The following is a 23,369-nucleotide window of genomic DNA, read 5'->3' as shown; positions in this document are numbered from 1 at the left end:
TCGAGAGCGGTTGCGCTCAGGTCGTGCCGAAGCCAACCGAGAGAAAGTCGGGCATCGGGCCGTTCCACCCATCGTCGGGACCGTCGTCGCGCTCCTCGCGGCGCGCCCGTGCGGGCTTGCGGCGATCGTCGCGCGTCTTTTCCGCACGCGGCTTCTCGTCACGCGGCTTTTCCTCGCGCGCCTTGCGTTCTGCGGGCTTGCGCTCCTCGCTCTTGCGGGGCGCGCGTCCCTTGGCCGGCTTTTCGCGCGGCTTATCATCCTGCACCGGCGCTTCGACGCCCTCGATCACGACTTCGGGAATGGTCGTGCCGATCAGCTTTTCGATATTGGCCAGCGCTTCGGCATCGTCTTCGGTGATGAAGGTGAATGCCTTGCCAGTCGCACCTGCACGACCCGTACGGCCGATGCGGTGGACATAATCGTCCGGATGCCAGGGCGCGTCATAGTTGAACACATGGCTCACGCCCTTGATGTCCAGACCGCGCGCAGCAACGTCCGAGGCGACCAGGATGTTGATCGTGCCGTTCTTGAACTTTTCCAGCTCGGCCAGCCGCGCGCTCTGTTCCATGTCGCCATGGATCTCGCCGCTGTCAAACCCGCCCTGGCGCAGCGCCTTGTTCAGATCGCGTACCGTCGTCTTGCGGTTGCAGAAGATGATCGCGGTCTGCACGCCAGCATCAAGCATAGTGAACAGCGTGTCGCGCTTTCGCCGCGATGCGACGCGCACCTTGCCCTGCTCGATCGACGCATTGGCGCTGCCGGTGCGCGCAACCTCGATCGACTTGGGGTTGTTCAGGAACTTGTCCGCCAGCTTCTTGATCGGCGGCGGCATGGTCGCGGAAAACAGCAAAGTCTGGCGCTGTGCGGGCAGCCGCGTGCAGATCGTCTCGATATCGGGGATGAATCCCATGTCGAGCATCCGGTCGGCCTCGTCGATCACCAGCAGGTTGCAGCCGGTGAGCAGGATGTTGCCGCGATCGTACAGGTCCATCAGGCGGCCCGGGGTCGCGATCAGCACATCGACGCCCTTTTCCAGCGCCTTGACCTGATCCCCCATCGACACGCCGCCGATCAGCAGCGCCATCGAGAGCTTGTGATACTTGCCGTATTTCTCGAAATTCTCGGCGACCTGCGCGGCGAGCTCGCGCGTCGGCTCGAGGATGAGCGAGCGCGGCATACGGGCGCGGCTGCGGCCCTCGGCCAGAATGTCGATCATCGGCAGCACGAAGCTCGCCGTCTTGCCCGTCCCCGTTTGCGCGATGCCGATCAGGTCGCGCATCATCAGCACCGGGGGAATGGCCTGCGCCTGAATGGGCGTGGGGGTGGTATAGCCGGAATCGGTTACGGCCTGGATCAACTTGTCGGAAAGGCCGAGATCGGCAAATATCATAGAATATCCGAAATAAGGGCAGCGGCGCGTCAGTTCTCGTCACGCCATTCATGCCGGGCCATCAGCCACGCACGCGCCATGCGCAAACAATGCCCGAAAGTCAACCTTGCTGCGCCGGAATTACGGGGCGAAATCAATCCTCAGGGACCAGCTGCCGCAGCTTGTTGACCTCGCACTTGCTGCCCGACCTGGCCTGCAGCAGATCGCGATCGACGCACAGCCGGCCATCGCCGCTGCGTTCCATGTAAAAGCCCTGATAGAATTCGCGCGCGCTGCACGATTTCTCCAGCTCGGCCTCGATCATCCGCTGGTCGCGCATGAACAGCACCAGCATGTCGTCGTTGATCACGCGCACGCCCGAGACATCGCGCATCGCCAGGCATTTGCCGACCTTGCGCCGTTCGAACTTCGGCGGCTCGGGCCTCGGCGCGCGCCGGGGCGGCGCAATGTCGGCCATCAGCGAAGAGCGCGAGAGCGACTGGCGCGGAACGCGGATGATGATCCGCTGCTCGATGCGGACCTGCGCGAGCACCTCGGGCCGCGGATCGAGCATCTCCCCCAGCTGCGCCGGAACGAAGGGCTCCGTGTCGCCCACGGGACTGCGCCGCTCGTCTGCCAATGGCAGCGAACTCAGCAACAGCAACCCCAGCAAGGATTCGACATATGCCATGGCCGCGCGCGGCGAACCTCCAGACCCGTTTAGCCCCTGGCGCCCGGGTTAGTCCGAGCGATTGAACGGTGGATTAACGATGCCGTCTAGCCCTGATCAACCCTCGTTTTGTCGGGTACTGTGTCATTTTTACCACCGACGCCATGGTATCCCAGCCGATTGTCGGCATGAAGCAGCAGGTGTATCAGGCGGGCCATGAACGACGCCCTTGAACGCCCCGAACTGACCGATCGGCTTGCCGCGCTGCTTGGCCCGAAAGGACTCACCACCGATGCGCACGACCTGGCCCCCTGGCTGACCGACTGGCGCGGGCGCTATCACGGCGCGGCGATGGCGATGGTCGCTCCCGCCAATACTCAGGAACTCGCCGAGATTGTCTGCCTGGCGAGCGAGACCGGGACGCCGATCGTGCCCCAGGGCGGCAATAGCGGTATGGTCGGCGGCGCAACGCCCGATTCCGGTGGCAGCGCCCTGCTGCTCAGCACGCGGCGGATGAACGCGATCCGCGCTATCGACCCTGCCGCGCGCACTGTCGTGGCAGAAGCAGGCGTGGTGCTGCAGACGCTGCACGAGGCGGTCGCCGCGCAGGGGCTGCGATTCCCGCTCACGCTGGGTGGCAAGGGCTCGGCGACCGTGGGTGGACTCGTTTCGACCAATGCGGGGGGCACGCAGGTCCTGCGCCACGGCACGATGCGGGCGCTGGTCGAGGGGCTGGAGGCGGTGCTGCCCGATGGCTCGATCTATAACGGCCTCGCCACGCTCAAGAAGGACAATCGCGGTTACGACATCCGGCATCTGCTCGTCGGTGCCGAAGGCACGCTCGGCATCGTCACCGCCGCGACGCTCAAGCTCGTTCCGGCGCTGATCGACCGTGCGGTCGTCTGGGCCGGGGTGCGCTCGCCGCTCGCAGCGCGCGAACTTCTGCTGATGCTCGAGGCGCGCGCGGGCCGCGAAATGGAAGGTTTCGAGATCGTCCCCCAGCGCTGCCTCGCCAATGTGCTGCACCACATTCCCGGCACCCGGGCGCCGCTGGCCAGCGCGCATCCCTGGCATGTGCTGATCGAGTTCGCGCGCGACAATGCCGCCGCACCCCCGCCGCAGGAGCTGGCCGAAGCGCTGATGGCCGAAGCCTTCGAGCGCGACCTGGTGCAGGACGCGGCGATCTCGTCGAGCGAATCGCAAGCCGAGGCCTTCTGGAAGCTGCGCGATTCGATCTCCGAGGCCGAACGTGCCGAAGGTCCTGCGATGCAGCACGACATCAGCGTGCCGGTGGCCGACATGGCGCGTTTCATCATCGAGGCGGGCGCCGAGGTGGAGAACCGCTTCCCCGGCACCGAAGTGGCTGCCTTCGGGCATATGGGCGACGGCAATGTCCATTTCCACGTCGCTGCCCCCAGGGGATCGGACCGTGCCACCTGGCCTGAGCACCCTGGCAAGGAAATCAGTGGTTTCGTCCATGATCTGGTCGTGGCGGCGGGTGGATCGATCAGCGCCGAACATGGCATCGGCCAGATGAAGCGCGACGAGCTGGGGCGGCTGAGCGATCCTGCGCGCCTGATGGCACTCAAGGCCATCAAGCAGGCCTTCGACCCCAAGGGGATCATGAATCCGGGCAAGCTCGTTCCGCTTTGACGCCGCGCTGGCGGCGAGTTCCTCTTGCGCGTCGCCTGCCAGCCACTTAAGGCGCGTAATCCGGTTTTACCGAGAAAATCACAATGTCAGCGGAGAATATTTCATGGCCAGTGCGCCGCAAGCCACCAACCTGCCGGTCCTTTTCAACGACCTGGTGCCGCTCAATTCCCAGGACCATGCAAAGTTCCGCTCGCGGACGCTGGAAGGCGCGCATTTCCTGAAGAACCAGCACGCGATCCCGCTGACGGCCGAGGAATTCAGCCAGGCGCAGCGCCACTATCCGATCATCTTCTCGGCTGGTCCGGACCCGGTTCCGCTGGCGCTGATGGGCATGAACGAAGGCGTCAACGTGTTCCTCGACGACGATGGCAAGTATCGCAAGCCGGCCTATGTGCCTGCTTATGTGCGCCGCTATCCGTTCATGCTCGCGCGCCTGCGTCCGGATTCGCAAGAGCTGTCGCTGTGCTTCGATCCGACCTGCGAAGCGCTGGGCGAGTTCGAGGAAGGCGAAGCACTGTTCGACGGTGATCAGCCGAGCCAGACCACCAAGAACATCCTGCAGTTCTGCGAGGATTTCGAGCGCGCCGTTCAGGGAACCGCCTTCTTCATGGAAGAGCTCAAGAAGCACGACCTGCTGATGGACGGCGAGCTGAAGATCGAGCACCCGACGCTGGCACAGCCTTTCGTCTATCAGGGCTTCCAGATGGTGAACGAGGAAAAGCTGCGCGAGCTGCGCGGAGACGAACTGCGCAAGATGAACCAGAACGGCGCGCTGCCGCTGATCTATGCGCACCTGTTCTCGCTGCAGAACATGCGCGACCTGTTCGCGCAGCAGGCTGCCGACGGCAAGGTGCCGAACCTTCAGGTTCCTGCTGCGGTCAACTGATCTGCCAATCCTATCCGGGCGGGCTGGCTGAGCTGTCAGCCCCCGCCCGGATAGGCATCCCAGCGCGCGGCATTAGCATAGTCCTCGTCGCGCGGCTCGATCCAGGCCCTGCCACTCGCACTCGTCTCGCTCTTCCAGAACAGCGCGCGGCTCTTCAGATAATCCATCAGATAATCCGCCGCCTCGAACGCGGCCCGGCGATGCGCGCTTGCCGTCGCGACCAGCACGATCGGATCGTGCGGACGCATGTCGCCGACGCGGTGGATGACCAGCACCGCCTCGAGCGGCCACCGCTCGGCAACCTGATCAAGCATCGCTTCGATGCCGCGCTCGGTCATGCCTGGATAATGCTGCAGGCTCAGCGTGGTCACGCTGCCATCGCCGTTCGAGGGGCGCACCTGCCCGGTAAAGGTGACGATCGCCCCGGAATCGTGCAGCGCCTTGCGAAACGCGGCAATCTCGGCTTCCGGGTCGAACGGGCCAGAGGCGATCGTGACGCGCCTCAGCATTTCACCCTCCGCTGACCGGCGGCAGAAAGGCGAGCTCGTCGCCATCCGCGACCATCGCATCGCGATCGACGATCGTGCCGTTCAGCGCATAGCGCACCCGGCCTTCCAGCAGCGCGCTACCGAGCAGCCTGTCGCCCGCCTCCAGCACGCCGATCAGCGCGGCCACGCTGTGCGGCTCGGACAGGCCGACGGACCGCTCGATCCCTCCCGCCAGATCACCCAGCCGCCCGAAAAACAGCAGTTTCGCCATGGTGCGCTCAGCCGCCGGTCATCGACATGTGCCGGGCAAGCGCGGGTGCGGCGCCCGGGGCATCGATATGGAAATCATGCCGCTCGGGCTTGGCACGGATCGCGCGCGTCAGCGCCGCGTCGAGCGCCGCATCGCTGTCCGGCCCGCGCATCGCCGCGCGCAGATCGACCCGGTCGTTCTGGCCGAGGCACATGTAGATCTGACCGGTCGCGGTGACTCGCACCCGGTTGCATCCGGCGCAGAAATTGTTGGTGAGCGGGGTGATCAGGCCTAGCCGCCCGCCGGTCTCGGCAATGTCGAAATAGCGCGCCGGCCCGCCGGTCTTGTGATCGCTCGGCGTCAGCGTCCAGCGCTGCTCGAGCGTGTCGCGCACCTGCGGCAGTGGCCGATAATGGTCGAACCGGTCTTCCTCGACCTCGCCCAGCGGCATCACCTCGATCAGCGTCACGTCATGACCTTTGCCATGCGCCCAGGCGATCAGCGCAGGAAGCTCGTGCTCGTTGAGCCCCTTGAGCGCCACCGCGTTGATCTTGACCTTCAGCCCCGCGCGATCGGCCGCATCGATACCGGCAAGCACCTTGTCCAGCGCATCGCGCCGGGTGAGCCGTGCGAACAGGTCGCGGTCGAGCGTGTCGAGCGAGACGTTGATCCGCCGCACGCCGGCATCGGCCAAGGCGGCGGCATGTTCGGCGAGCTGGGTGCCATTGGTGGTCAGCGTCAGCTCGTCGAGACCGTGGCCGATCTCGCGTCCCAGCCGCTGCACCAGCGTCATCACGTCGCGCCGCACCAGCGGTTCGCCCCCGGTCAGCCGGATCTTGCGGACGCCGCGCTCGATGAACGCCAGCGACAGCCGGTGCAATTCCTCGAGGCTCAGCACCTCGGCCTTGGGCAGGAACTGCATCCGCTCGGGCATGCAATAGGCGCAGCGCAGGTCGCACCGGTCGGTGACCGACAGGCGGACATAGCTGATGCGGCGGGCAAAGCCGTCGATCAACGGGCGGGCGGCGACCTCGTTCATGTTGGCATCGTTATCGCATGCTTGCGTCCGCGCCCACCATCAATTTTGTGACGGCTCGGCTGCGGGCGCCTTGTTCGGCACCGGGACGATCAGCGGCGCATGCCGCCAGCGCACCAGCAGCCGCACCAGATCGAGCCCCGAAAGCCCCAGAGTCGCCGTGTTGCGCAGCGGGTGGACGTTGACGCGCGGTTGCGCCGCCAGCACCTCGTCGAGCACCAGCTGCACCTTGCCCGCCTTGTCGTTGAACGCCGCAAGCGGCGTCACCGAACCGGGTGTGATGCCGAGCAGTTCGACCATCTCGTCCCCCGAGCCGAAGCTGAACCGCCCTGCCCCGACCAGATGCCGGAGCGCACCCAGATCGACCTGCTTTTCGGCGAGCACGGTGACCAGGTAGAACTGGCCGCTGGTGTCCTTGAGGAACAAGTTCTTGGTGTGCGCACCGGGTATGGCGCGCTCGATCGCGCTGCTTTCGAGCACGGTGAACACCGCCTCATGCTCGACCTGGTCGAAGGCGATGCCCGCAGACTGGAGTTCGGCATGGAGGCGGCTGTCATCGGTCATTCTGCGATCCTCAATTCGCCGCCATGGCGAGCTTCTGGAAGAACTGCAACTGCGGCACGCGCAGATCGCCACCGCTTGCCTTGGGCCAGTTGCTCACCACCGCAACGACAAGGTTCTTCTGCGGCACGATCAGGATCGCCTGGCCGAAAATGCCCTGCCCGCCCCAGGCGCCGCCCGGATAGGTCCACCACTGATAGCCATAGCCGAAGCCCGGCAAACCGATCGGCGCCTGTTCCTTGCCCGCTTCGGCGAACCAGCCATCGGGAACCTGGCCCTTGCCGCCTTCGAGCGCGAACAGCCCCATGCGGGCATAATCGGCCAGCCGGATCGACAGGCAGCAGCCGCCGACATTCTGTCCAGCGGAATCGACCATCCAGAACAGGTCGCCCTCGAAGCCCGCCGGCTTGACGATCTTCTCCTGCGCATATTCGGTCAACGTCTTGCCCGTCGCACGCTGGACAATCACGCCGATCAGGTTGGTTTCGCCCGTCTTGTACACCCATTTGGTACCCGGCTCGGCCTCGCGCGGCAGCGTCTTGAGGTAAGCGGTATTGGGGTCCTCGCCCGGCCCAACGGGTACCGAGAGCATCTTCACGACATCGCTGTTCGGGTCGGTATAATCCTCGTTCCACTTGACCCCCGAGGTCATGGTCAGGATCTGCTTGACGGTCACGCCGTCATAGCCGCTGCCCTTGAGTTCGGGGACGTATTTGGTCACCGGATCGTCGATCGAAGCGATAAACCCGTCCTTCACCGCCGCGCCGACGAGCGTCGAGGTGAAGGACTTGGCGACCGAGAAGCTGGTCCAGCGATCTTCAGGCTTCATCCCCAGCCCGTATTTTTCCAGCCGGACCTTGCCGTCCTGGATCACCATCAACCCTGCGACATTCTGCGCGGCCATAAACGCATCAACATCGGCATCGCTGATCGCCAGAGGTTCGCCCTTGGGCAGCGCGCGCGGGGTGCCATGCTTCGCGGTCGTGCCGGGGAACTGCGCCTCCATGGCGCGGAAATTGGCAGCGCGCTGCGCATCGGACCAGAACAGTATCTGCGCGCCGGCGGTGCGCACCTTCTCCAGCTCCGCCGCGCTCATCTGCGTGATCGGCTTGACCGCCGGGGCCGCCTCATCCTTCGCCAGCGCCACACCGCCCGCGCCGATCGCCAGCGCACAAGCCGCCGCCAGAGTTTTCCAGACCCGCATAACCTTCTCTCCTCTCATGCCTTTATCTTTCCGTGCGCTGCGAGCGCTCGTTCTCTGGCTTCCTTATGCCCGATCAGTTTCTTGGGATAGCCCTTCACATATTTGCCCGCAGCCTCGGGATCGTGGATCGCCTTGTCGGACAGACCGGCGAGCTCGGGCACCCATTGCCGGATATAGCCCGCCGCATCGAACTTCTCCGACTGGGTCAGCGGCGCCATGATCCGCACGAACATGTTCGAATCGACGCCAGTGCCCGATGTCCATTGCCAGTTGGTCGCGTTGGAGCCGTAATCGGCATCGACCAAAGTGTCCCAGAACCACTTTTCGCCCTCGCGCCAGTCGACCAGCAGATGCTTGATCAGGAATGAGGCGGTGACCATGCGCACGCGGTTGTGCATCCATCCGGTCGCCCAGAGCTGGCGCATCCCGGCATCGACCAGTGGATAGCCGGTGCGCCCCTGCTGCCACGCCCTGATATCCGCCGCCACGTCCGGGTCGGACGGATCGCGCCAGGGGAATTTGTCGAAGCCGTCGCGGGCATTGGCCTTGGCATAATCGGGATATTGCAGGATCACGTTCTGCGCATAATCGCGCCAGACCAGTTCCTTGAGGAAGGTCTCGACCGAACCGCCCGCCTCCATCGTCGCGTGCCAGACGGTGGCGGGAGAGATCTCGCCGAAATGCAGATGCGGCGACAGGCGCGAGGTGCCCTCGACCGAAGGCAGGTTGCGGCATGCCTCGTAATGCAGCGCGCGCGCATGGAAGGCCTTGAGCCGCTCTGCCGCGCCTGCCTCGCCCGGTGTCCATTCCTCGGCAAAGCCCTTGGCCCAATCAGGCTTGGTCGGCAGCAGGTCCCAGTCGCTGAGCGTGTCGCTCTCGGGCCAGCTTTGGGGCGCGTCGAGCCTCTTCGGCGCAGGCACCGGCTCGGGTGGCGGCATGTGCTGCGCCAGCGCGCGCCAAAAGGGCGTGTAGATCTTGTAAGGCTGGCCGCTGCCGGTGGTGACCGATCCGGGCGGCATCAGGTAATTGCCGTGATGGCATTCGAGCGCGCAGCCCTCGGACAACTGCCCCTTGAGCGCGCGTTCGGCATTGCGCCACCATGGCTCGTAATGGCGCAGGCAGTGGATCGCGGCCGCGTTGGTCTGCTTCGCCAGCTTCGCCAGTACCTCTGCCGCGACGCCGCGCTTCAGGATCAGACGCGAGCCGATCTTTTCCAGATCGGTCGCCAGCGACGCCAGGCTATGATGCAGCCACCAGCGCGACGCCCCGCCCATCTTGCGATGCTTGGGCGTCTCGTCGTCGAGCACATAGACCGGGATCACGGGTCCGGCCTTGGCGGCGGCGGCGAAAGCAGGCTGGTCGGCAAGGCGCAGGTCGCGGCGCAGCCAGACGATCACGGGGCGGGTCATCGAACATCCTTCACATCGACTGTGACCGTGAACCGGTCAGCAATCGGCGAACTGTCGAAGCGCGCATCGCGCAGCACCACCCTCTTGCCCCCCGATATGTCGGTCAGCCGTGCATATGGCATCCGCGCCCAGAACAAAAAGGCCCGCGCATCAGCATTTTGTGCGGCGGCGCGCGCGACCCACGGGCTGGCCATGTTGGTCGCAGTGCTGCCCGGCTGCAGCGTCAGCGCCGGGGTGCCCAGCGCGTCATAGGCCCCGCGCCCGATCATCGCATCGCCGCGCCACAGCATCGCGCGCTGCCAGAACAGCACCGGTACCGCATTGGCGATCACCAGATCGGGAGTGATGCCGCGTTCGGCCTCCAGCCTCTGCGCCACCTGCGCTTCGGCATGGCTCGAGAGCGCATAGTTGCCCGAGATGTAGAGCAAGGCCAGAACCAGCACCGCTTGCGCGGGCCGTTCCCAGCCCGGACGGCCTGCCGCCTCCCATTTGCGCGACAGCCAGATGCCGAGCGGCAGGATCGTCCACAGCGCCGCATCGACGATGAACAGGGTATCGCCATAGAACCAGCGCGGCGCGAAGGGTTCGAGCAGGCGGATGCCGTAATTGTTGAGATAATCGAGCGCCGGATGCGATAGCGTGCCGATATAGGCGAGCAGCAGCAGCGCCCCTGGTCGCACCGGCAGGCGGTCGCGCGGACGCTTGCGCCGCCGTACCTGCCAGCGGTCGAACCAGACCATCGCCACCGTGAGCAGGATCGGCAGCACCAGCAGCGCGATCGGCCCGTGCGTAACCCCGCGCCGCAGCGCGAGCGACTGGGTGCCGAGCACGCTCAGCACCGCATCGATATCGGGCAGGTTTGCCCCGATGATCAGCGTCGGCACCCCGAGCCCGGTCAGGCGCTTGAGTCCCGCCTGGCCCAGCGCCCATCCGGCGAGGCTGTGGGTGAAATTGTCCATGCGGTTATTCCTTCATCGCCGGGAAGCGCGCGAAGCGGACATTTTCCATCACCGCATTGTCGCAGGACCGATGCCCCTCTGACGGATCAACGACAGTGATGGTGCCACGCCCCACCGGAATGCCGGTCTCGTGCCCGATGTCGAAGACAAAGGCTGTGTCCTCGTCGATCCCGATCCCGGTCACCGCGTCCGCTTCGATACAGGCCACCGCCCGAACGAGCCGCGTCAGCCGTGCGCGCTGGCTGAAATGCTGGTCGAACACGATCCCGGGAAGAAAGCCGAGGCCACGCCCCAACACCAGTGGCACGTCGCGGGCATCCTCGGCCTTGCCGTCGCAATCCTTGAAATCGCGCGAGACCGGAGCCGTCAGCGCCACCTCGGGGCTGCCGCATCCGATCATGTGCTCGCCCATCACAGCCGCACCCGCGCTGGTGCCCCCGATCACCGCTCCCTTATCCAGCCGTTTGCGGATGGCGGCCAGCATAGGTGTATCGCTGCCATCGGGCTTGATCAGCGCTGCCATGATCCGCAGCTGGTCGCCGCCCAGCATCCAGATCAGGCCTGCTTTCTCGATCTTGGCAATCTCTGCTGGATCGCTGCCGCCCGCATTCCAGCGCGACTCGTCGACGTCCGGCGTATCGGGATCATCGACCAAGGCTATGTGCGCCGTGACGATGCGGGCGGGATCAACGCCATGTGCGGCAAAGGCCTTGGCAGCGCGCGGAACCGATCGACCGATAATGCCCGAAGCAGCGGGGATGATGACCACATCGGGCGCGTCGGCTGGCATGGCTTTGATCATCGCGCGATACACATCGGCATTGTCGTCCGCCAATGCCCCGCCGACCACGACAACGGTTCCCCGCTCGGCCTGAGCCGGGACCGCCACCATCGCCAACAGGATTGCCCCCCAAAACCGCATCAGCCGGGCCAGCCTTCCGGACGGCCCAGCAGTGCGCGCAGATCGGCCAGCGCCTGATCCTCGCCGCTCACCTTGATCGCGGCCATGCCCAAAGCCGCCGCGGGTTTGCAATTCACGCCCAGGTCGTCGAGATAGATGCACGCATCCGGTGCTATCCCGATCGCCTCGCACATCATCGCATAGATGCGCGGATCGGGCTTGCGCACCCCAGCCTTGCTGCTTTCGATGACATGGTCGAACCGCGCCATGATCGCCGCGATCTCGGCCGCGCGCGCATCGTCGAACACCATCGCCGATCCCTTGCCCGCGCGGACATTGTTGGTGATGCAGCCGATGGTCAGCCCTTCTTCCTTGAGCGCATCGAGCGCCGCGACCATGCGAGGGCGCACATCGCCTGCCAGGCAGGAGATGACATCGCTGCCCCGGATCGCCAGACCCAGCGCCGCCGCTTCTTCGGCAAAGGCAGTATCGAAAGCGGCGGCATCGATCTCCGCGCGCTCGAACTTCGCCCAAGCATTGTAGTCGGGATTGGTCGCGTTGATCCGCCGCACGCAATCGCGCGGCAGCCCCCGCTCCGCCTCGAGCCGATTGAACGCCTCGAATGGCGACGAGGTGATCACCCCGCCGAAATCGAAAATGACCGCCTGGAAGCTCATGGAATAATGACCAGCCCCGTCCTCGCATCGGCCTTGCCCGCGACCGTTTCGGCATAGGCGGCGAGCGCGGCCTCGGCGCCCTGGCGCTTGTCGATCGACAGCAGTTTCGGGGCCAGATCGGCAAAGCCGAGCCAGGCGGCTTCGAGCTTCTGGCGGAAGCCGTCCGGGCCCCATTCGGCGATGCGCTTTTCGCTGCGGCCCGGTGCGAATAACATCTGGCGCGGCGGGCCAGCGATCGCGCCGGGGTCATCATTCGCATCCCAATGCGACTTACCAACCACGATCGAGGCCTTCAGCGCATCGGCGAAATGGTTGTGGACTGCGGCTGCGACCTTCGGGTTGCCCGCCATATCGACCATCGCGCTCGGAACGGAGGCGTCCATCGCGCCGATATCGTCATAGGCGACGACGCGGTCGTACAGGCCGAGCGATTCGACATAGGCGGCGTTGCCCCCGCTCGTCAGGCCCACAACCTGCGGACCGCTGCCGCGCTGCTTAAGCGCATGCGCAAGGCCGATCGCGGTCTTGCTCGACGCACTGGCGACCAGAATTTGCTGCGCAGCATAATCGCCCTCGTCCTCGAGCTGATCGGCGATCAACCAGCCGGTGAGGAACAGCGGACGGAAGACCGGCCAATAATCATGGTGCTCGGCGCGATAATCGCCCAGCGCGTCGAGCCGCTGGTACTGGTTGTAGATGATCGGCAGCGTCGCGCGGCGCGGGGTCGTGTCGGTAAAGCCGTTGGCGCTCACCCGGCCCGGATGCAGCAGCGCATGGCTCGCCATCGGATAATAGCCGTAATATTGCGTCCCCACCGGCACGTCGGGATGGTTGCTGCGGCTCACCGTGGCAAAGCCCCAGACCGGCAGCCGCCCCGGCGCTTCGCGCTCGGCGAAGAAATCCCAATAGCCCTGATCGTTGCCGAACAGCCCGAGCGGCTTGCCGAACACGGCATAGGTCACGTTGTTCGCGGTCATCGCGTAGAGGTCAAGCTTCACCTCGATCGCGCCTTCGGGCAGGTCGGCCTGCGGCTCCTCGACAATGCGAGCGTCAGCGATGGTGTCACGGTCGATATCGATCGCCCAGCGTTGGTCGGTCATGGCGTTTTCCCTCAATCCAAGAATTCCAGTCTTCGTCATCCCCGCGAAGGCGGGGGTCCCGCTTGTCCCATTGTGCACGACCGCAAAGCGGGACCCCCGCCTTCGCGGGGATGACGATCAAGCGTTCAGATAATGCAACTTCGCCCCACCGCGCGGCCAGTCCATCTTGACCAGCCTGCCAGTGCCTGAAAGCGTGATGTACGCGGTCTTCAGGTTCGGCCCGCCGAAGCAGATATTGGTCGTGAACGGATCGTCGGTGGCGACGAACTCGACCAGTTCGCCTTCCGGTGAGACCACCGAAATGCCGCTCTGCCCGATGGTCGCGACGCAGATATTGCCCGCGCCGTCGACCGCGAGCGAATCGAAGAACGTGTATCCCGACGGGCTGTAGAGAAAGGTGCCGCCCGGCCCGAGCAGCCCCTGGCTGAACGCGATCTCGCCGGGCGCGGCAATGTCATAGGCCCAGAGCTTGCAGGTATAGGTCTCCGCGACGTAGAGCCGCTTGCCGTCGGGCGAGAGGCCGATGCCGTTGGGGTTTTCCATCGGAAAGATGACTTCCTTGAGCAGCGAGCCATCGGCGCGCGCATAGAAGACGCCGGTCACGTCACGCTCGCGCCGCCGGGTCTTGCCGTGATCGGTGAACCAGAAGCCGCCGGCATCATCGAACACGATGTCATTGGGCCCGCGCAACGTGCAGCCGAAATCGCCCGACTTGTAGAGCGTCTCGACCGCGCCGGTCTCGAGGTCCACGCGCTCGATCCTTCCGCCGGAATAATCGTCGGGCTGACCATGCGGGATCAGCAGTCCGGCGCGCTCGACATAATGGAAGCCGCCATTGTTGCACACATAGAGCTTGCCATCGGGACCGATCGCCGCGCCATTCGGGCCCCCGCCCAGCTGCGCCACGACATGCTGCGTGCCATCAGGCGCGACGCGCGTGACGCAGCCGCGCTCGATCTCGACCAATACGACGCTGCCATCTGGCATCGCCACCGGCCCTTCAGGAAAGCGCAGCCCTTCGGTTACCAGTTTCATCCAGAATCCCTCTCGCTTACATTCTTGTCAGCGCATCATTGCGGCAGTCAGCTCCCCTGTCCACAGCTGAAAACACACGCTTGAGCCAAAGCCGATTCGGTCCTAGACGCTCGCCTTTAATGACATCGCCGAACACCCCCTCCGCCCGCCGCCCTGCCAGCGATTATCCGCCCGGCAGCATGGCCTTTCCGCACCGGCATCTGCTGGGAATCGCGGGGCTCCAGCCCTGGGAGATCGAGTTCCTGCTCGACGAGGCCGAGCAATGGGTCGATCTCAATCGCCAGGCGACCAAGCATGACGACCGGCTCGCAGGCCTCACGCTGATCAATGCGTTTTTCGAAAATTCGACGCGCACGCTGCTGTCGTTCGAGATCGCGGGCAAGCGCCTGGGCGCGGATGTGGTCAACATGCACGCCGCGCAATCGAGCGTGAAAAAGGGCGAGACGCTGATCGACACGGCGGTGACGCTCAATTCCATGCGCGCAGATGCTATCGTCATTCGCCACGGCAGCTCGGGCGCGGTGCAACTGATCGCCGACAAGGTGGGCTGTCCGGTGTTGAACGCAGGCGACGGCACGCACGAGCACCCGACCCAGGCGCTGCTCGATTCGCTGACCATCCGCCGCCGCAAGGGGCAGATCGCCGGGCTGCGGGTCGCAATCTGCGGCGACATCCTCCACAGCCGCGTCGCGCGATCGAACATGATCTGCCTTTCGACCCTGGGCGCAGACGTGCGCGTCGCCGGCCCCCCGGCGCTGATGCCGCCTGCGGTCGAATCGATGGGCGGCACACCCTGTCGCAATTTTGCCGAGGCGCTCGAGGGCGCCGATGTCGTGATGATGCTGCGGCTGCAGAACGAGCGGATGCAGGGCCAGTTCATCCCCTCGCCGCGCGAATTCCGTCATCTCTACGGGCTGACCGATGCGAAGCTGGCGCTGGCCAAGCCCGATGCGCTGGTGATGCACCCCGGGCCGATGAACCGGGGGATCGAGATCGACAGCCATATCGCGGACAATGTCCAGCGCTCGGCGATCACCGATCAGGTCGAGATGGGCGTGGCGATGCGCATGGCGTGTTTGGACGTGCTGACGCGCAGACGGCGCGGCGTGGAGGGCTGGGCATGAGCAAGACCCCGCTGGCTCCGCTGAGCATCGTCAATGGCCGCCTGATCCTGCCGGGAGAGGGCGAGCCGGTCGAGGGCGGTATCCGCGTGCTGGGCGACCGCATCGCCGAGATCGGCAGGATCACGCCGAGCGCGGACGACCGCGTCCACGACGCGAAGGGCGCGCTGATCGCGCCCGGCCTGGTGGACCTCGGCGTGTTCGCGATCGACCTTCCCGCCTTCCATTTCGGTGGGATCAGCCGTGCGGCGCTGATGCCCGATCAGAATCCGCCGCTCGATCACCCGGCGCGCGTGCGCTTTGCCGCCTATTCGGGCAAGCCGGATTTCTGGGTGCACCCTCTGGCCGCCGCGACGCGCGACCTGGCGGGTGCCGAGATGGCCGAGATCGCGCTGATGCAGGAGGCGGGCGCGCGCGCCGTCGCCACCGGGCGACGCTGGATCGTCGATACCGGCGTGATGCACCGGCTGATGCAATATTGCGCGATGCTGGACCTGCCGCTGATCGTGCATAGCCAGGACCATGGCCTGTCGGGCACGGCGGTGGCCACTTCAGGCGAGATGGCGACCCGGCTGGGCCTGCCCCAGGCCCCCGCCGAGGCCGAGAGCATCGCCATCGCGCGCGATCTTGCGCTGGTGCGGATGACGGGCTGCAAAGTCCATTTCCGCCAGGTGACGACGCGCGCGGGCCTCGCGCTGATCCGCGCGGCCAAGGCCGAAGGACTGAGCGTCACCGCAGGGATCACGCCAGCGCACCTGTTCCTCTCGGATGTGGCGCTCGGCGGTTTCCGCACCTTCGCGCGTCTGTCGCCGCCGCTTCGCAGCGAGGATGATCGCCAGGCCGCGCTCGAAGCGGTCAAGGACGGCACGATCGATGTCATCGCTTCGGGTCACGATCCGCGCGGCCCCGAGGACAAGCGCCTGCCCTTTGCCGATGCCGCGCCCGGCATGGCGGGGGCCGAAACGCTGCTGCCGCTGTCGCTGGGGCTGGTGCGCGATGGCCTGATTTCGACAGGACGGCTGTTCGACCTGATCGCCGCCAACCCGGCCAAGCTGCTCGGCGTCCAAGCGGGCGCGCTGCGCACCGGGCATGAGGCGGATATCGTGCTGATCGATCCCGATCGGCCCTGGCAGGTCGATTCGGGCAAGATGGCGGCGGCTGCCGGCAACACGCCGTTCGACAAGCTGCCGGTGCAGGGCCGCTGCCTTGCGCTGTTCAAGGGCGGCAGGCTGGTGGATCAGCGCAGCGGCTGAAGGCGTCGCCGCGCTGGTCAGTGCAGCTTCAGCTTGGGCCGCACGATCTGGTTCACATGGCCGATGACGATCAGCGATATGCCGCGCCACCAGCCGTGGATCGCGATCAGGTGCATGCGGTAGAGCGATTGGTACGCCCAGCGCGCCAGTCGGCCTTCCACCGCCATGCGCCCGCCGACCAGATTGCCCATCAGGCTGCCCACGGTCGAGAAACGGCTCAATGACACCAGCGAGCCATGGTCCTTGTACACGAAATCCTTGAGCGGCTTGCCCGCCTGCATCCGGCACAGATTGTCGAAGACATGGCTTGCCATCTGGTGCGCCGATTGCGCGCGCGGCGGGATCGGTCGCTCCTGGCCGGGCAGCAGGCATGAGGCGCAATCGCCCAGTGCGAAGATATGGTCGTCCAATGTCGTCTGCAGTGTCGGCCGAACCACGAACTGGCTGAGCCGGTTGAGTTCGAGATCGCTCATCTCGGTGACGCCATCGGCACCTTTCACCCCGGCAGCCCAGACGATCAGGTCGGCGGGAATCGCCTCTCCGGCCTTGGTCTCGACCGAATGCTCGTTGACCTGCACGACCTGGGTATTCTCGCGCACGCTGACGCCGAGCTGCTCGAGCTCGTGCCGCGCCGTGCCTGCCAGCTCGGCATCGATCTGCGGCAGGATGCGCGGTCCCGCCTCGAGCAGCGTGACCTCGAGCTTGCTCTCGTCGAACACCTCGAGGCCGTAATAGCGCAGCGACTTGGCGGCGTTGTACAGCTCGGCCGAGAGCTCGACCCCGGTCGCCCCGCCACCGATGATGCAGATGCGCACCCGCGCTTCGGGATTGCCGGTGTTATGCTCGTGATTGGCGCGCAGGCACGCATTGAGCAGCTTCTGGCGGAAGCTGTCCGCCTGGCCGCGATGCTCGAGAAACTGGGCATTTTCGCGCACGCCCGGCACGCCGAAATCGTTCGAGACACCGCCAAAGGCGAGCACCAGATAATCATAGCGGATGCGGTGCCGCCCGATCACCTCCTTGCCAGCATCGTCCAGCAGCGGCGCGGTGGTGATATGCCGCGTCGTGCGGTCGATGCTTTCGAGCGCCCCGTTGAAGAAACGATAACCCCAGCGCACCGCATGGCCACCATAGCCGACCTCGTCGAGATTGGCGTCGAGCGAGCCTGCGGCGACCTCGTGCAGCAGCGGTTTCCAGATATGCGTGAGGTTGCGGTCGACCAGGATGATGTCGTGCTTGTCGCGGCCGTATTTGCTGCCGAGCCGTCGTACCAGCTCGAGCCCGCCAGCGCCTCCGCCCACCACGACAATCTGCGTCTTCTGGTCGCTCACACCGGTCCCCTGAATAGTGTCAAGCAAAGTTAACACAGTTTATCGGGTCACCAAGCGATTTGGCGCACCCCATCCGATAAAGTTCAGGCGCGGCGGAACGGGCGATTGAGCTGCACGATCTTGGCGTTGAGCATCGCTGCAAAGCTCACCCAGACGAGATAGGGCACGATCAGCCAGCTCGCGAGCACCGAATAGGGCCGCAGCCAGACGCACATCGCGAACACCGACGCCCAGAGGAAGACGACCTCGACCAGCGCCCAGTCGGGCCGCTTGAACTTGAAGAATAGAGGCGACCAGAGCAGGTGAAACACGAAATTCGCGACATAGAGCGCGATAACGATCATCCGGTCGCCCTCGGTCTGCGTGCCGTTCCACGCCAGCACGGCGGTCCAGGCGGCGAGGCCGAGGATGATCGTCCAGGCCGGACCGAACAGCCAGTCAGGCGGCTGCCAGCTCGGTTTCCTAAGGTTCCTGTACCACGCTCCGATCTCGGTCAGCAGCCCGCCGGCGCCGCCCAGAATGACGGCCCAGGCGATTGCGGCGATGACGGGGGTGCTGAACATGGGTCAGCACATGGGGTTGAGGGGCAGACAAGACAATGCCATCGGCTCTCAGCGCGCATCTTTGCTTGCCGCCAGCGGCTCAAGCTGCTGATATGGTTGCCAATGTTACGAAGACAAAAGGGGTTTCCTGATGCGTATCCGTCACCTGCTGGTCGCCAGCAGCTTCGCCGTACTGACCATGGCATTGCCCCTGGCCGCACACGCACAGGAGGCGGTGAAGCCCTCGCTGACGCTCAAGGCTGCAAAGGCGCAATTCCGCCCAGTCAGCTTCAGCAGCACCCTGCCCGCCGCTTCGGGAACGCTCGTGCTGCCGCTCGCCAGCGAAGCCGATCTCGCGAGCCGCGCCAGCGCCATCTCTGAAGCCGAACGCACCGCGATCGCGCGTGCGCTCGCCGCAGCGGAGTTCGACTATAAGTCTGGCACGCTCAGCCTGCGCGGGATCGGCGGATGGGATCGTATCCATGTGGTCGGCACAGGGTCGGACCTCAGCGCGGCAGCCGTGCAGAAGCTTGGCGTCGCGGCCGGGCGCGCGATCTTGAAGGACAAGGGCCCGATCACCGTGCTGGCAAATGGCCTGCCCGCCGAGGCGGTGGCCGAGCTCGCCACCGGCATGGGCATCGGCGAGTATCGCTCGGACCTCTATCAGGCCAAGGCGCGCGAGGCCGCTGCGATGGCCGCGACGACCATCGTCACCGAAAGCGGCGAGGCCGCCCGCGCCGCCTATGAAGGACGCGGCAAGCCGCTGGTCGAGGCGATGGCCTTCGCGCGCGACCTTTCGAACGAGCCGGCCAACGTCATCTATCCCGAAAGCTTTGTCGAACGCACCCGCGCAGCCTTTGCGGGCGTCCCCGGCGTGACGATCGAGGCGCTCGACGTGCCTGCGATGGAAAAGCTCGGAATGGGCTCGATCCTGGGTTCGGGACGCGGATCGGCGCGGCCGCCGCGCATGCTGATCGTGCGCTATACCGGACGCGGTGCACCTTCGACCGGTCCGGTCGTGCTCGCGGGCAAGGGAATCACCTTCGACAGCGGCGGCATCTCGCTCAAGGCCGGGGCCGGCATGGGCGACATGAAGTTCGACATGTCGGGCGCGGCGAGCGTGGTCGGCGCAGCGCTGGCGCTGGCCAAATCGCGCGCGCCGGTCGATGTCGTCGCGATCGCGGCGCTGTCGGAAAACATGCCCGACGGCAATGCCGCGCGCCCCGCAGACGTGCTGCAGGCAATGAACGGCAAGACCATCGAGATCATCTCGACCGATGCCGAAGGCCGCCTCGTCCTCGCCGATGCGGTTGCCTATGCCGATGCGAAGCTCAACCCAGCAGCGATCGTCGACATGGCGACGTTGACCGGCGCGATCATGACCGCATTGGGCGACGATTATGCCGGGCTGTTCAGCCGCCACGATCCGCTGGCCGATCAGCTGATGAAAGCAGGCGACGCGAGCGGCGACGCGCTTTGGCGCATGCCGCTGCACCCGAGCTATGCCGAGGACACCAAATCGACCATCGCCGATATCAAGAATTCGGGTGCAGGTGGCGCCGGAGCCGGCGCGGGCGCGCATTTCATCGGCGCGTTCGTGAAGCCCGAAACGCCCTGGGCGCATATCGACATCGCAGGGATGGCCTGGGGCGGCGCGAACGATCTGAAACCTGCGGGATCGACCGGCTATGGCGTGCGCCTGCTCGAGCGCTTCGTGCGCGATTTCCAGCCGGTGCCCAAGGTGGCTGGGGAGTGATAGCACGAAACTGGCCCGTCACCCCCGCGAAAGCGGGGGTCCCGCTTTGCTGATTCAGCGTCTGCAAGAAAGCGGGATTCCCGCGTTCGCGGGAATGACGGTGGGGTCTGACGCCTCGGGTTACACCCGCTCGATCAGCATGGCGATCCCCTGCCCCACGCCGATGCACATCGTCGCGATCGCATAGCGTCCGCCGGTGCGCTGCAGCTCTTCGGTGGCGGTGAGCGCGAGCCGCGCGCCCGACATGCCTAGCGGATGGCCCAGCGCGATCGCCCCGCCATTGGGGTTCACATGCGCCGCATCGTCGGGCAGGCCGAGCTGGCGCAGCACGGCGAGGCCCTGCGCGGCAAAGGCCTCGTTGAGCTCGATCACGTCGACCTCGCCTAGCGTCACCCGCGCCCGGCTAAGCAGCTTCTGCACAGCGGGGGCGGGACCAAAGCCCATGATGCGTGGCGGCACGCCCGCCACCGCCGTGCCGATGATCCGCGCGCGCGGGGTCAGGCCATGGCGCACCGCAGCGGCTTCGGACGCGACGATCAGCGCTGCCGCGCCATCGTTGACGCCGCTGGCATTGCCCGCCGTCACCGTGCCGCCGGGGCGCACGATGGGCTTGAGCGCACTCAGCGCCTCGATCGAGGTCATGCGCGGATGCTCGTCGGTATCGACGATCAGCGGTTCGCCCTTGCGCTGCGGGATGCTGACCGGGACGATCTCCGCCGCCAACCGCCCCGATTCCTGCGCTCCGGCGGCGCGCTGCTGGCTGCGCAGCGCGAACGCGTCCTGGTCGGCGCGGGCGATGCCGAAATCCTCGGCGACATTCTCCGCGGTCTCGGGCATCGAATCGACGCCATGCACCGCTTTCATCAGCGGATTGACGAAGCGCCAGCCGATGGTGGTGTCATAGACAGCATTGTCGCGGGCAAAGGCGGTGCCTGCCTTGGGCATCACGAACGGCGCGCGGGTCATGCTTTCCACGCCGCCCGCGATCATCATATCGGCCTCTCCCGAACGGATCGCGCGCGCGGCGCTGCCCACCGCGTCGAGCCCCGATCCGCACAGCCGGTTGATCGTCGCCCCACCCACGCTCTCCGGCAGGCCCGCGAGCAATGCGGCCATCCGCGCGACGTTGCGATTGTCCTCACCGGCCTGATTGGCGCAGCCCATCAGCACATCGTCGACCGCGGCTGCATCGAGCCCCGGATTGCGCCCGACCAGCGCACGCAGCACCACCGCCGCCAGATCGTCGGGCCTGACGCTCGCCAGCCCGCCGCCATAACGTCCGATCGGCGTGCGCACCGCGTCGCAGATAAAGGCTTCGGTCATGGCAGGTCCTCTCAGGTATCGATCCGGTGGTCTCAGCCCCGGAAATTGTCCTTGGCGGCGCGGCGCTCGGCGAGCTCGTCGGCGGAGCGGGCGCGCATGAAGGGATTGGTGGCGCGTTCGAGCGCGATCGTGGTCGGCACGGTCGGCTCGCCGCGCGCGCGCATCGCCAGCACTTGCTCCATCCGCTCGGCCAGCGCCTGGTTGTCGGGCTCGGCGACCAGCGCATAGCGCCCGTTCGATTCGGTATACTCGTGCGCGCAATAGACCGCAGTCTCGCCGGGCAGCGCCGCCAGCCGCGTCATGTTGGCGAACATCTGCTCGGCCGTGCCCTCGAACAACCGCCCGCAGCCCATCGCGAACAGCGTATCGCCGACAAAGATCGCCTGCTCATCGGGCAGATGATAGGCGATATGGCCTGCGGTATGCGCGGGCACATCGATCACATCCGCCTTCAGCGCACCCAGATGCACCACGTCGCCGCCCTTCACCGTCACGTCAAAGGTTGCGATCCGATCGCGCTCGGCCTCCGGGCTGGTGATCGCGCAGCCGGTCGCCGCCTTGATGGCGGCATTGCCGCCGACATGATCGGGGTGCCAGTGCGTGTTCCAGATCTGCGTGATCGCCCATCCACGCGCCTCGGCCGCGGCGAGCACCGGCTCGGCCTCGGCAGGGTCGATGACGACGGTCTCACCGCTCACCGGCTCGTGCACCAGCCAGATGTAATTGTCGGACAGGGCGGGGATGCGGGCAATTTCGATCATGCCAAGCGTTGTGCCCAATCGCACTGCGCTTGCCAAGGGCACGTGGCACCCGATGCATCATGAAAAGGGAGGTGGTGGACAGGGCTGGATTCGAACCAGCGTACGCTCTCGCGGGCAGATTTACAGTCTGCTGCCATTAACCACTCGGCCACCTGTCCACACGTTTCCCAGTGCGTTTGGCCGTTCCGAAGAGGGCCGTCTCTGCCGAGAGGCGGTCCCTTGAACAATTCGCGCTTGCCTGTCAATGCCGACAGGACGAAAAGCTTGATCTGACCACCCCGGCGACCCGTTCGCCCAAGAAAGATACACACCAACATGGCAAAACGCGGCGCACGCAACCGCAACCGCAAGGCGGGACTCGAGGGCGGCAAGCTGCCGCGATTCTGGGGGACGCATGCCTGCGAGGCGGCCTTCAACAATCCCGAGCGGCAGATTCGCTGGATTCGCGGCACGCGCGAGGCGCTGGCGCAATTCGATCTGCCCACGGGCGTGTCGGTCGAATATGCCGATGTCGCCGATCTTGCCCGGCTTGTCGCGCGCGATGCGCCGCACCAGGGAATCGTGATCGAGGTCGAGCCGCTCGACGACATGCTGCTCGGCGATGTGCTCTCGGGCGATCCGCTGCGCCCGCTGGTGGTGCTCGATCAGGTCACCGATCCGCACAATGTCGGCGCGATCTTCCGCTCCGCCGCCGCCTTCGATGCCGCCGCGATCATCACCCAGGATCGGCACGCGCCGCCCGAATCGGGCACCATCGCCAAGGCCGCCTCGGGCGCGCTGGAGATCGTGCCCTGGGTGCGAGTCGTGAACCTGTCGCGCGCGCTCGAGGAAATGGCCGATGCCGGATACTGGCGCATCGGCCTTGCCGGAGAGGCCGAGGACACCCTGGCCGAGGTGCTGGGCACCGGCCCGGTCGCATTGGTGCTGGGAGCCGAGGGTGAAGGCCTGCGCCACAATGTCGCCGGCCATTGCGATACACTCGCGCGCCTGCCGATCAGCAGTGCGATGGAAAGCCTCAACGTCTCGAATGCGGCGGCCATCTCGCTCTACGCGATTCGCATGGACCGGGGGGAAGGCTGATGCG

At 65.8% G+C, this 23,369-nt stretch carries 23 protein-coding genes and 1 tRNA gene; 6 read left to right on the top strand and 18 right to left on the bottom strand.

Annotated elements, in window-relative coordinates; translation table 11 throughout:
• Window positions 1-16: 16 nt before the first annotated feature.
• Together FG486_RS14765 and FG486_RS14760 are read right to left on the bottom strand one after the other, a co-directional pair.
• Window positions 17-1,390 carry a DEAD/DEAH box helicase gene (locus tag FG486_RS14765; RefSeq protein ID WP_181268107.1) on the bottom strand — a complete coding sequence of 458 codons (1,374 nt, stop codon included), beginning with the start codon at window positions 1,388-1,390 and terminating at the stop codon, window positions 17-19.
• Window positions 1,391-1,523: 133 nt separating this feature from the next.
• Window positions 1,524-2,027 (bottom strand): hypothetical protein, encoded by a 504-nt coding sequence (locus FG486_RS14760; protein ID WP_181268106.1) that lies wholly within the window; start codon window positions 2,025-2,027, stop codon window positions 1,524-1,526.
• A 228-nt stretch (window positions 2,028-2,255) separates the two neighbouring features.
• On the opposite strand from FG486_RS14760, the gene FG486_RS14755 reads away from it, so the two are divergent.
• Both FG486_RS14755 and FG486_RS14750 read left to right on the top strand, forming a co-directional pair.
• The gene (locus FG486_RS14755) at window positions 2,256-3,692 is read left to right on the top strand and encodes an FAD-binding oxidoreductase (protein ID WP_181268105.1); all 1,437 of its coding nucleotides are present in this window, start codon (window positions 2,256-2,258) and stop codon (window positions 3,690-3,692) included.
• A 103-nt stretch (window positions 3,693-3,795) separates the two neighbouring features.
• Entirely contained in the window at window positions 3,796-4,578 is a 783-nt protein-coding gene (locus FG486_RS14750) for a SapC family protein (RefSeq protein ID WP_181268104.1), read from the top strand.
• A gap of 35 nt (window positions 4,579-4,613) precedes the next feature.
• Here FG486_RS14750 and FG486_RS14745 read toward each other — a convergent pair whose 3' ends face one another.
• The 11 genes from FG486_RS14745 to FG486_RS14695 all read right to left on the bottom strand — a co-directional run bounded on the left by FG486_RS14745 (window position 4,614) and on the right by FG486_RS14695 (window position 14,198).
• A complete protein-coding gene (locus tag FG486_RS14745) occupies window positions 4,614-5,087 on the bottom strand; it encodes a molybdenum cofactor biosynthesis protein MoaE (protein WP_181268103.1) in 474 nt (157 codons plus the stop codon).
• Between the two features lies 1 nt (window position 5,088).
• Entirely contained in the window at window positions 5,089-5,337 is a 249-nt protein-coding gene (locus FG486_RS14740; protein WP_181268102.1) for a MoaD/ThiS family protein, read from the bottom strand.
• Between the two features lie 7 nt (window positions 5,338-5,344).
• Window positions 5,345-6,355: a GTP 3',8-cyclase MoaA gene (gene moaA, locus FG486_RS14735; protein ID WP_181268101.1), complete on the bottom strand. Its 1,011-nt coding sequence runs from the start codon at window positions 6,353-6,355 to the stop codon at window positions 5,345-5,347.
• Window positions 6,356-6,394: 39 nt separating this feature from the next.
• Window positions 6,395-6,916, bottom strand: a complete 522-nt coding sequence (locus tag FG486_RS14730; protein ID WP_060977833.1) for a prolyl-tRNA synthetase associated domain-containing protein — start codon at window positions 6,914-6,916, stop codon at window positions 6,395-6,397.
• A 10-nt stretch (window positions 6,917-6,926) separates the two neighbouring features.
• A complete protein-coding gene (locus tag FG486_RS14725; protein ID WP_194249926.1) occupies window positions 6,927-8,117 on the bottom strand; it encodes a serine hydrolase domain-containing protein in 1,191 nt (396 codons plus the stop codon).
• Between the two features lie 14 nt (window positions 8,118-8,131).
• Window positions 8,132-9,526, bottom strand: a complete 1,395-nt coding sequence (locus FG486_RS14720; RefSeq protein WP_181268100.1) for a cryptochrome/photolyase family protein — start codon at window positions 9,524-9,526, stop codon at window positions 8,132-8,134.
• Window positions 9,523-10,485: a metal-dependent hydrolase gene (locus tag FG486_RS14715; RefSeq protein ID WP_181268099.1), complete on the bottom strand. Its 963-nt coding sequence runs from the start codon at window positions 10,483-10,485 to the stop codon at window positions 9,523-9,525. The genes FG486_RS14720 and FG486_RS14715 overlap by 4 nt, the downstream gene beginning before the upstream one ends.
• A gap of 4 nt (window positions 10,486-10,489) precedes the next feature.
• Window positions 10,490-11,377, bottom strand: coding sequence for a cyanophycinase (locus tag FG486_RS14710; protein ID WP_241695868.1), 888 nt, complete (start codon window positions 11,375-11,377; stop codon window positions 10,490-10,492).
• A 29-nt stretch (window positions 11,378-11,406) separates the two neighbouring features.
• Complete coding sequence (locus FG486_RS14705) at window positions 11,407-12,063, bottom strand: HAD-IA family hydrolase (RefSeq protein ID WP_181268097.1); 657 nt, start codon at window positions 12,061-12,063, stop codon at window positions 11,407-11,409.
• The gene (locus FG486_RS14700; RefSeq protein ID WP_181268096.1) at window positions 12,060-13,163 is read right to left on the bottom strand and encodes a DUF2855 family protein; all 1,104 of its coding nucleotides are present in this window, start codon (window positions 13,161-13,163) and stop codon (window positions 12,060-12,062) included. The genes FG486_RS14705 and FG486_RS14700 overlap by 4 nt, the downstream gene beginning before the upstream one ends.
• A 117-nt stretch (window positions 13,164-13,280) precedes the next feature.
• Window positions 13,281-14,198 (bottom strand): SMP-30/gluconolactonase/LRE family protein, encoded by a 918-nt coding sequence (locus FG486_RS14695; RefSeq protein WP_181268095.1) that lies wholly within the window; start codon window positions 14,196-14,198, stop codon window positions 13,281-13,283.
• 119 nt (window positions 14,199-14,317) lie between these two features.
• On the opposite strand from FG486_RS14695, the gene FG486_RS14690 reads away from it, so the two are divergent.
• A complete protein-coding gene (locus FG486_RS14690) occupies window positions 14,318-15,322 on the top strand; it encodes an aspartate carbamoyltransferase catalytic subunit (RefSeq protein WP_422125058.1) in 1,005 nt (334 codons plus the stop codon).
• Entirely contained in the window at window positions 15,319-16,572 is a 1,254-nt protein-coding gene (locus tag FG486_RS14685) for a dihydroorotase (protein ID WP_181268094.1), read from the top strand. The genes FG486_RS14690 and FG486_RS14685 overlap by 4 nt, the downstream gene beginning before the upstream one ends.
• Window positions 16,573-16,589: 17 nt before the next feature.
• Here the strand turns inward: FG486_RS14685 and FG486_RS14680 are convergent, their stop codons facing one another.
• Window positions 16,590-17,903: an FAD-dependent oxidoreductase gene (locus FG486_RS14680; protein WP_181268093.1), complete on the bottom strand. Its 1,314-nt coding sequence runs from the start codon at window positions 17,901-17,903 to the stop codon at window positions 16,590-16,592.
• A gap of 83 nt (window positions 17,904-17,986) precedes the next feature.
• Window positions 17,987-18,466 (bottom strand): TspO/MBR family protein, encoded by a 480-nt coding sequence (locus FG486_RS14675; RefSeq protein ID WP_181268092.1) that lies wholly within the window; start codon window positions 18,464-18,466, stop codon window positions 17,987-17,989.
• 130 nt (window positions 18,467-18,596) lie between these two features.
• Here FG486_RS14675 and FG486_RS14670 point away from each other — a divergent pair, with 130 nt between their 5' ends.
• Complete coding sequence (locus tag FG486_RS14670) at window positions 18,597-20,201, top strand: leucyl aminopeptidase (RefSeq protein ID WP_181268091.1); 1,605 nt, start codon at window positions 18,597-18,599, stop codon at window positions 20,199-20,201.
• Window positions 20,202-20,321: 120 nt separating this feature from the next.
• On the opposite strand, the gene pcaF is transcribed toward FG486_RS14670, so the two are convergent.
• From pcaF to FG486_RS14655, 3 genes are all read right to left on the bottom strand, one after another.
• Window positions 20,322-21,524, bottom strand: coding sequence for a 3-oxoadipyl-CoA thiolase (gene pcaF / locus FG486_RS14665; RefSeq protein WP_181268090.1), 1,203 nt, complete (start codon window positions 21,522-21,524; stop codon window positions 20,322-20,324).
• Window positions 21,525-21,556: 32 nt separating this feature from the next.
• Window positions 21,557-22,285 (bottom strand): hydroxyacylglutathione hydrolase, encoded by a 729-nt coding sequence (gene gloB, locus FG486_RS14660; protein WP_181268089.1) that lies wholly within the window; start codon window positions 22,283-22,285, stop codon window positions 21,557-21,559.
• 72 nt (window positions 22,286-22,357) lie between these two features.
• A tRNA-Tyr gene (locus FG486_RS14655) sits at window positions 22,358-22,443 on the bottom strand.
• A 157-nt stretch (window positions 22,444-22,600) separates the two neighbouring features.
• Between FG486_RS14655 and rlmB the strand changes: the two genes are divergently transcribed.
• Window positions 22,601-23,365, top strand: coding sequence for a 23S rRNA (guanosine(2251)-2'-O)-methyltransferase RlmB (rlmB, locus tag FG486_RS14650; protein WP_066274785.1), 765 nt, complete (start codon window positions 22,601-22,603; stop codon window positions 23,363-23,365).
• Window positions 23,366-23,369 lie beyond the last annotated feature (4 nt).

Origin of the sequence: Blastomonas ursincola (assembly GCF_013607875.1) — a bacterium.
Classification (GTDB): Bacteria; Pseudomonadota; Alphaproteobacteria; order Sphingomonadales; family Sphingomonadaceae; genus Blastomonas; species Blastomonas ursincola.
The sequence above is the reverse complement of the archived record's forward strand: the minus strand, read 5'-3'. Positions and strand labels throughout refer to the sequence as shown.

Bases quoted from the DNA above. Each gene is read 5' to 3' on its own strand.
- FG486_RS14710 (WP_241695868.1), bottom strand. From the start codon at position 11,377: ATGGTGGCGGTCCCGGCTCAGGCCGAGCGGGGAACCGTTGTCGTGGTC.
- FG486_RS14750 (WP_181268104.1), top strand. From the start codon at position 3,796: ATGGCCAGTGCGCCGCAAGCCACCAACCTGCCGGTCCTTTTCAACGAC.
- FG486_RS14685 (WP_181268094.1), top strand. From the start codon at position 15,319: ATGAGCAAGACCCCGCTGGCTCCGCTGAGCATCGTCAATGGCCGCCTG.
- FG486_RS14690 (WP_422125058.1), top strand. From the start codon at position 14,318: ATGACATCGCCGAACACCCCCTCCGCCCGCCGCCCTGCCAGCGATTAT.
- FG486_RS14700 (WP_181268096.1), bottom strand. From the start codon at position 13,163: ATGACCGACCAACGCTGGGCGATCGATATCGACCGTGACACCATCGCT.
- rlmB (WP_066274785.1), top strand. From the start codon at position 22,601: ATGGCAAAACGCGGCGCACGCAACCGCAACCGCAAGGCGGGACTCGAG.
- FG486_RS14670 (WP_181268091.1), top strand. From the start codon at position 18,597: ATGCGTATCCGTCACCTGCTGGTCGCCAGCAGCTTCGCCGTACTGACC.
- FG486_RS14765 (WP_181268107.1), bottom strand. From the start codon at position 1,390: ATGATATTTGCCGATCTCGGCCTTTCCGACAAGTTGATCCAGGCCGTA.
- FG486_RS14705 (WP_181268097.1), bottom strand. From the start codon at position 12,063: ATGAGCTTCCAGGCGGTCATTTTCGATTTCGGCGGGGTGATCACCTCG.
- FG486_RS14720 (WP_181268100.1), bottom strand. From the start codon at position 9,526: ATGACCCGCCCCGTGATCGTCTGGCTGCGCCGCGACCTGCGCCTTGCC.
- FG486_RS14675 (WP_181268092.1), bottom strand. From the start codon at position 18,466: ATGTTCAGCACCCCCGTCATCGCCGCAATCGCCTGGGCCGTCATTCTG.
- moaA (WP_181268101.1), bottom strand. From the start codon at position 6,355: ATGAACGAGGTCGCCGCCCGCCCGTTGATCGACGGCTTTGCCCGCCGC.
- FG486_RS14755 (WP_181268105.1), top strand. From the start codon at position 2,256: ATGAACGACGCCCTTGAACGCCCCGAACTGACCGATCGGCTTGCCGCG.
- FG486_RS14695 (WP_181268095.1), bottom strand. From the start codon at position 14,198: ATGAAACTGGTAACCGAAGGGCTGCGCTTTCCTGAAGGGCCGGTGGCG.
- FG486_RS14745 (WP_181268103.1), bottom strand. From the start codon at position 5,087: ATGCTGAGGCGCGTCACGATCGCCTCTGGCCCGTTCGACCCGGAAGCC.
- FG486_RS14740 (WP_181268102.1), bottom strand. From the start codon at position 5,337: ATGGCGAAACTGCTGTTTTTCGGGCGGCTGGGTGATCTGGCGGGAGGG.
- pcaF (WP_181268090.1), bottom strand. From the start codon at position 21,524: ATGACCGAAGCCTTTATCTGCGACGCGGTGCGCACGCCGATCGGACGT.
- FG486_RS14725 (WP_194249926.1), bottom strand. From the start codon at position 8,117: ATGCGGGTCTGGAAAACTCTGGCGGCGGCTTGTGCGCTGGCGATCGGC.
- FG486_RS14715 (WP_181268099.1), bottom strand. From the start codon at position 10,485: ATGGACAATTTCACCCACAGCCTCGCCGGATGGGCGCTGGGCCAGGCG.
- FG486_RS14730 (WP_060977833.1), bottom strand. From the start codon at position 6,916: ATGACCGATGACAGCCGCCTCCATGCCGAACTCCAGTCTGCGGGCATC.
- gloB (WP_181268089.1), bottom strand. From the start codon at position 22,285: ATGATCGAAATTGCCCGCATCCCCGCCCTGTCCGACAATTACATCTGG.